Annotated in this window: 3 protein-coding genes; all 3 read left to right on the plus strand. The window is 41.4% G+C overall.

Annotated features, from left to right (window positions below):
* On the plus strand, positions 1–376 hold a 376-nt coding region (locus tag JWJ90_RS22260), incomplete at its 5' end, for an IS66 family transposase (protein WP_205229421.1).
* Positions 377–1518: 1142 nt separating this feature from the next.
* Positions 1519–2478, plus strand: coding sequence for a WcbI family polysaccharide biosynthesis putative acetyltransferase (locus tag JWJ90_RS22265; protein WP_205229422.1), 960 nt, complete (start codon positions 1519–1521; stop codon positions 2476–2478).
* A gap of 392 nt (positions 2479–2870) precedes the next feature.
* Complete coding sequence (locus JWJ90_RS22270; RefSeq protein ID WP_205229423.1) at positions 2871–5762, plus strand: 6-hydroxymethylpterin diphosphokinase MptE-like protein; 2892 nt, start codon at positions 2871–2873, stop codon at positions 5760–5762.
* Positions 5763–6004: the final 242 nt, after the last annotated feature.

Here is a 6004-nt window from a genome sequence, read left to right on the forward strand (position 1 = left end):
AAAAGCCGAGTGGAACGCATTTTATGCCCGGCTCAACCGGTTGATCGCGCTGTATATCGACTCCGACAGTGAAGCGGGGAAGCTTGTCCGCCATCTCGATACGGAAATGGGTTCATTATTTACCTTCTTGCTCGAGGAAGGTGTTGACCCGACCAACAATTTCGGGGAGCGCATGCTGCGCTATGCAGTACTCTGGCGAAAACGCAGCCAAGGGACCAGCAGTGATAAAGGCAATCGCTGGGAGGAACGCATCGTTTCGCTCAGGCAAACCTGCCGCCTGCAGGGGAAATCATCCTTCCATGTCCTCGTGGACGCGATGGATGCTTTTTTCAAAGATCAACAGCCAGACCTGGAATGGATCAGGGCGGCGATTTGAGAAGGGGTACCCCCTGATCGGTTACTCCACATGAGCTTCAAACAAACCACAATTGCCGAGACCTTAGCGGGGCGAGCCAGTCGAAAATCCCTGCAAATTTTGCCGGTTCGGGCGGGTTCGCCCCAAAGCAAGCGCCTTTTTCCTTAGTCAAGCTATTAGACCGGGGTGGGGTAACAAACTTATCTACTTGTTCGCACGAGCAGATTTCGTCGATGCCAATGCCCTATACCCCATGGAGTTGCGATGCGTGAGGCCCTAATTGACTGTCATTTCCACCAACCTGAAGCTGTATCCCGACTGATTTTTATAGACTTCGGCCATTTCCTTCCTGATCAAACGCTTGTTGCACCAAGTTGTTTAAACTAGGCGTAAAAACGATAGAAAGCTTTCTCCATCGGCCCTTAGGGACTTTTCGACCTTAACGCCACAAATCGGGCACAATACCCGCCATGGGCATAGAGGATATCAACTGGGTATTCCCCAAAGAGTAACAAAGACGAAAATTCTAACTCGCAGGGTGTCGTACAGGGGGGGGGCCATCACCGCATTTGAAGCAGATGGCTTTGCTACCGATCTGGGGCCGTAACATTTTTGCCAATGCTGGCGGACCAGGGCATGTCATCTACAGGTATCATAGATAACACCCGGTTGTTTTTTCGATACTGTTCAAGCTAGTCTGAGCGTGTACCCTGTATAGGCTTACCTGAGGAGTTTTCTAAAGAAACTTTTCACATAAAGATAGGGTAGGATGCATTTTATCCCCCACACACAACAGGACATATAGCTGATCCCGAGGTACCTCCAAAACTAGGAGCATCAGACAGTTATGGGATTTAAAGGCTCGCCATTATGCAAAGGATTCGCCCCCCATGCTCCCGTATACAGCGAATATCTCGAAAAAAGTTTGCAATAATCATCGGAAGCCCCCTTAAACTAATCCCAATTTTCCGACACTGCTTCCATGGCATAACCTCATGATTTTGCGAGATATTATATTATAAACAGCTATAAAAGAATAAAATTATTGAATAAAAAAACAATCGCTTCTCTACAAATAAGATTCCATAACTATCACAGATCCCCATTCAACGCTCCACAATACTGTACTTATTAACAATACTTTCCCAGGATACTACTAAACCATGAAAAGCATATATGTCATTGGTAACTGTATATCAAGAAGCATCGTTGACACAATCTACAGTTCAAAATTTATCCAAGATAATTTCACAGTATCAACTCCAGAAAAATATATTCATCAATATAGTATAACAGATCAATTGGCATCAAACAAAGTTCGTAACGCTGTAGAATCTTGCGATATTTTAATATATATGCCGATAAAAAATAAAAATTTCATAGGAATCGACAGTGACGAGATGAGAGATGCTGTTAGATCACGTAATGGAATCGACTTACGAATACCAGTACCATTTTTTCAAGGTTATTGGCCGGAAAGTTCATTTGTACGACTAGATTCATCATCAGATAAAATCAATGGAATGCTTGCTGATTACCCCCAAAAAGGGAAATCAACACTCATTCATTATTTCGATCTTGTTTTACTTTATTGCTTTTTAACTGAATATCATGGAGATGATCTATTTGAAAATGTTGATTTGTTTGAATCTAGCTTTATAGATGAATTATGTCATAAGTCAATTGATAACCTAAGAAGACGAGAAGTAAATGATGGTATCAACATATCAATTTCAGACTTCGTTGAAAATAATTATAAAAGCCAGAAGCTATTTTACACCATAAATCACCCGGGGCATGCAATTATCAAAGAAATGTGCAATCAAATTCTCTCAACGAGAGGAGCACCTGAAGATGAAATAGACAAAATAAACATAGAAACAAAGTGGGTAAGCTATCAAGATTATCCTCTATACCCTTCTGTCGCCAAGGCAATCAGCACTAATATAGAAATCACTGATCAATATGTCATAAACAAACAGCACATCTCCAGATCACAATTTTATCGATACCATACAAATTACATTAATTCGATAAAAGATATGCTAAAATCGCAAAAACTCATTACATCAAGCCCTAAGTGTGCAGAATATATTTCAAATCGAATATCAGCAATATCCTGATGGGGATATACATTAAATAAATACAGTAAATTATTATTTCTTGCCATATTCATATTTAAATATTTGATTGCAAAGACCAAATCAACACTTAATAAATAGGCGATCAATAAATAACCATGATATATGCAATGTCTGTAATGAGCGTTCTAGAAACTGGCCGAATTTTCAAAAGGGCAAACCTAGTCACTATGCCCGATGAGGCGTATGTCTCGATGCTGCCAATGATCAAACTGGTGGCTTAACACTGGCGGAGATTCCACTTAAGAATTGAGGAAATTGTTCAGACGAGTGAGACCACCTCTGACTGACCCGATTCATAACTTGATCAGATCCTCTTAATTTGACGAAAAGCCAAATCTTTCATTTTAATGTCAGCTAAAAGAAAATCACCAATGGAAAATTTCACAAAACGTATTTTAATTTTCACTGACAGCCGCGGCCAACACAAACCGAACGGTTGTTCTCACGACATTTTTGCGGAACGTTTAGCCAAGGATCCTCGATTAGCTGTAGACATGTTTCTCTGTCCAATGAAATGGACAACTACTCTCGATTTCCTAGAACATTTTCCTGCGGACCGCCTCGCAAAATATGATCATGTCATTCTATTTACGGGGATTGTTGAATGGTCCCCACGCCCTGCACCTAGTGCGAGGGACGACCTGTACGACAATCAAAACCTGGCCAACGCAAGCAATCTGGCAATAAATACACGTGATTATGCGAAAAAAATTATCAACAACAAAAAATTGATGTTCGATAAAGTCTTCGGTGTCGATGCGATGGAACAGCATCTCGGCCACCCCTTCGACACAATCTATGAAGGGCAAAAGACCATAAATATGTATAGTTGCAACATGGCGCACAAACTCGTCTCAACGCTTGCTGCTATTCCAAACCTGATCTTCATTACCGCGAACAGATTCGTCCCCCACTGGGAAGGTAACTTCAAACGAGGTCGGCCTGCCAACATCTCGATTACCGAGACGTACTCCGATCTCTTTGCCAAGGAGCTAAGCTATGCAGGGATTCCGCTCGTTGACCTTCGGGTTTGGAGCCTTGAAGAAGTAATGACCCATACATGTGACAACATCCATTTAACCGAGCTAGGCAGTGACTTCATCTACGAAAAGCTAATGAACCTAATTGCACTTGAGCCACAGAAGAAACGCCTCGGACTTGATTTCAAAATGCCTAATTATACATTTTCAGGATTTAAGCCAATTGAACGGATTATCCCTGAAAAGCGAGATGCAATCATGTCATCGGCTAAATGTGAGGGTACCTCACTGGCATCACTAATTATTGGAGTACGTCATAATCCAGCTAAGCCTGAGCGGCTTGAAAACCTTCGCTTTTTATTGCAATGGATTGACTTCTACTACGGTGACCTGTTTGACGTGTTACTTATGGAGCAGGATATAGAACCACGTCTACAGCTGAATGACCTCGAAACCAAACCCTATGTCAGACATGAATTTGCTTACAACCCAGACGAATATAACCGAGGATGGGGTTACAATGTTGCGGTGCGATATCATTGCTTAAATGCCAAGGTAGTCGTCCTCATGGATACTGATGTTTTGACTGGTCCAAATTTCCTGCGTGACATCATTGATTGCCGTAGCAGACTAGATGTAGCATCGCCTTATCTAAATATCTACTATTCAGATAGAAAAGAGGCGGATCAGATAAAAGCGAGCTTAGAATTATCGCATCTAACAGACCAAACTAAAATTACAAATCCAGTTACTGTATCTGGTGGCATTGTGATTTGGAACCGTGCTTCATTTATGGCCATCAAGGGATTCGAACAATACAGGGGCTACTCTTGCGAAGACCGCGCTATGGATGTGACGATTTTTAATCATATCGAGAAGGGACGTATCCGAATTTCTCCTTATACCTACGTTCACCTACACCACAACAAAGAAAACAGTGCAACATCAAGATTCAAGAAAATTTACTCTCACCTGACATCTGAGTATGGTTGTGTTTATGATAAGTCACTTTCCCCTTCCGATTTCATTCATAAAAACTGCCAGCATGTCACAAAAGAAAAATCTCTAACGTTGATGCTGGAGCGGACACACGATTTTGGTGACCCCGATTTATACCGCCATGGCACAACTCTGGCAATCAACGGGGTACGATTGGACAAGCCCCAAATGTTTCGCATAAGTGATGTAATCTTTCCCCCTGATTTCATTGGGTTAAACGAATATACAAAGCGAGAGGTGTATGCTAACACCCCTCCGCCAGACAGCGAAGAACTAGCGCAGTTCTACAATCGATTTAAGGGGCAACGCTGCTTCATCATTGGAAATGGGCCTTCCTTAAATCTGCACGATTTGTCATTGTTGAAAAATGAGTACTGTTTTGGGGTCAATTCATTTTATTACAAAACTCGGGAAACAGGATTTCGTCCAACTTTTTATGTGGTTGAGGACAGTTCTGTAATGAAAGAAAACATTGATGAAATCAGAGAATTTGAAGCACCATTTAAGTTCTTCCCAACAATCTATCGAAAACTCCACCCTAAGACACCCAATACATTCTTTTTCGATATGAACCGAGGTTTTTATGAAAAATCATCGCCTAACTATGTTGTACCAAGATTTTCAACAGATATTTCTAAAATTGTTTATTGTGGTCAATCAGTAACTTACATTAACCTTCAGCTAGCTTATTATATGGGTTTTACTGAAGTCTATCTAATCGGCATGGATTTTAATTATGTGATCCCCTCGTCGCATTCCCGCAATGGTGATGTGCTTACTTCTGACACGGATGACCCAAATCACTTTCATAAAGACTATTTTGGAAAGGGAAAAACCTGGAAGGATCCAAAGCTCGACCGAGTACTAATGAATTACAAAATGGCTAAATTGGTATTTGAGTGCACAGGCAGGCGGATCTACAACGCTACCAAAGGGGGACACCTGGAAGAATTTGATCGGATCGATTACGATGATCTTTTTGGTGGATTTGATCAGTCTTTCAGCCAAAGCTCTCTTGTCCCTTCCCGCCCTGCCGATTCAATATCCGTTCTCGATTACCCGCAACCTATCACTTCAAAAGATAGCGCAAGGTATTTTCTTCGTTCATTAGCTTCAGCTATGCTGCTAGACCCTTCAGTTGTTCTGAAGCGTATTGCCCCAGGAGGAGACCTCTATACTCAAGTAGAGAAAGCACTATCTAAATTATCTAGGAATGATCAGCAACACCAACTATTTCTTAGTATTCAGGAGCACGCTATAAATAAGTCTCAAAATACTAACTAATTTTTTACTCCTCGTCATTTGATATAGACTACAAGGATAAAATCAATACTAAATGACGAGGAGACTTTTTCGACACAGCACTGAGACGTGCTCGTAACAGCAAACTCAGTTCTAGTCAGCAGTTCCCGCTTTATCCGGAAGCCCAGTAAATGCGTAGGCCCAAGATAAGCTTTTCGCAAATTTTTGAGGACATTCAAATAAAGGGGTCGATGTAACTAACTAATTTTACATCATAAAAAAAA

This window comes from Desulfobulbus rhabdoformis (assembly GCF_016919065.1).
GTDB lineage: Bacteria > Desulfobacterota > Desulfobulbia > Desulfobulbales > Desulfobulbaceae > Desulfobulbus > Desulfobulbus rhabdoformis.